The sequence below is a fragment of the Ruegeria sp. AH12 genome (assembly GCF_056541465.1).
This window is the reverse complement of record NZ_JBQFYL010000039.1, coordinates 1-1,759: the sequence shown is the minus strand read 5'-3', so window position 1 is coordinate 1,759 and position 1,759 is coordinate 1. Positions and strand designations below refer to the sequence as shown.

Genomic DNA, 1,759 nt, shown 5'->3' with positions numbered 1-1,759 from the left:
CAAGACAATTGCCGTAGTTGGGGCAGGGCCCGGCGGTCTGGCCTGTGCGCATCGTCTGGCGATGCTGGGGCACGATGTGGTGATCCACGAAGGCAAGCCCAAGCCAGGCGGTCTGAACGAATACGGGATTGCGGCGTATAAATCTACCAATGATTTTGCACAGGCCGAGGTCGATTGGCTGCTTAAAATAGGCGGGATCGCGATCGAGACCGGTTCGATTCTGGGAGAGACGATTTCTCTGGAAGGGTTGCAGGAGAACTATGACGCTGTTTTCCTGTCAATAGGACTTGCGGGGGTGAACGCACTGCGGGCTGATGGGGTCGATAAAGACGGGGTGCGCCCGGCGGTCGACTTTATCTCGGATGTGCGACAGGCCAGCGATCTGGTTGATCTACCTGTGGGTCGCAATGTCGTTGTGATTGGCGGTGGTATGACTGCCGTAGATGCGGCAGTGAAATCGAAACTGCTAGGCGCTGAGCACGTCACCATCGCCTATCGCCGAGGTCGCGACGCGATGGGTGCAAGCCGGTACGAACAGGATTTGGCGGCGTCGCATGGTGTTCGGATTCTCTGCAATGTTCAGCCGGTGGCTATTCACGGAAATGGTGCCGCAGCAGAGATCGAATTGGAGTATACTGCGAGCCATGATGGTCGACTGACCGGAACGGGTGAATCTGTCCGTGTGCCGGCCGATCAGGTTCTTAAGGCCATCGGTCAGACGCTTGACGGTGCGCCGGAAGGCCTAACGCTGGATGGCAATAAGATTGCCGTGACCGGGGCGGGACGCACTTCAATGACCGGTGTGTGGGCTGGCGGAGACTGTGCGGCAGGAGGCGAAGACCTGACCGTGACCGCCGTAGCCGAAGGTCGCGATGCCGCGATGGATATCCACGCTGCTCTGAGCGCGTGAAACTCAAAGACAAAGATGCAGCGCTGCATCAGGGAGGCCGGATAAATGGCTGATTTAACATCAAACTTTCTTGGAATATCTAGCCCGAACCCGTATTGGCTGGCCTCCGCGCCACCGACGGATAAGGAGTACAATGTTCGCCGCGCCTTCGAGGCCGGATGGGGCGGCGTAGTGTGGAAGACCTTGGGGGCCGAGGGGCCTCCGGTCGTGAATGTGAACGGCCCACGCTATGGCGCGATTTATGGCGCGGACCGCCGGTTGTTGGGACTCAACAACATCGAACTGATCACAGATCGGCCGCTTGAGGTGAACCTTGAGGAAATGGCCCGCGTAAAGGCGGATTATCCAGATCGCGCCCTGATCGCCTCGATCATGGTGCCCTGTGAGGAGGCTGCTTGGAAGGCCATTCTGCCGCGTGTGGCTGAAACCGGTGCGGACGGGATCGAGCTGAATTTTGGCTGTCCGCACGGGATGAGCGAGCGGGGTATGGGGTCTGCCGTCGGGCAGGTGCCGGAATACATCGAAATGGTGACCCGTTGGTGCAAACAGTATTACGACCGCCCAGTTATCGTGAAGCTAACGCCGAACATTACGGATATCCGCAAACCTGCGGCGGCGGCGAAGAATGGGGGCGCGGATGCGGTATCGCTGATCAATACGATCAACTCGATCACCAGTGTCAATCTGGACACGTTCAGCCCCGAACCCTCGATTGACGGTAAAGGCAGCCATGGTGGCTACTGCGGACCGGCGGTGAAACCAATCGCGTTGTCGATGGTGTCCGAGATTGCGCGGGCTGAAGCCACGCATGGGCTACCGATCTCAGGCATCGGTGGCGTCACCACTTGG

General features: G+C 58.9%; 2 protein-coding genes. Both read left to right on the top strand.

Features of this window, described 5'->3' with window-relative positions:
• The coding region (locus tag ACR0EL_RS21385; RefSeq protein ID WP_480502167.1) for an FAD-dependent oxidoreductase at nucleotides 1-910 on the top strand (910 nt) is incomplete at its 5' end.
• Nucleotides 911-955: 45 nt separating this feature from the next.
• A partial coding sequence (preA, locus tag ACR0EL_RS21380; protein WP_480502164.1) for an NAD-dependent dihydropyrimidine dehydrogenase subunit PreA occupies nucleotides 956-1,759 on the top strand: 804 nt, incomplete at its 3' end.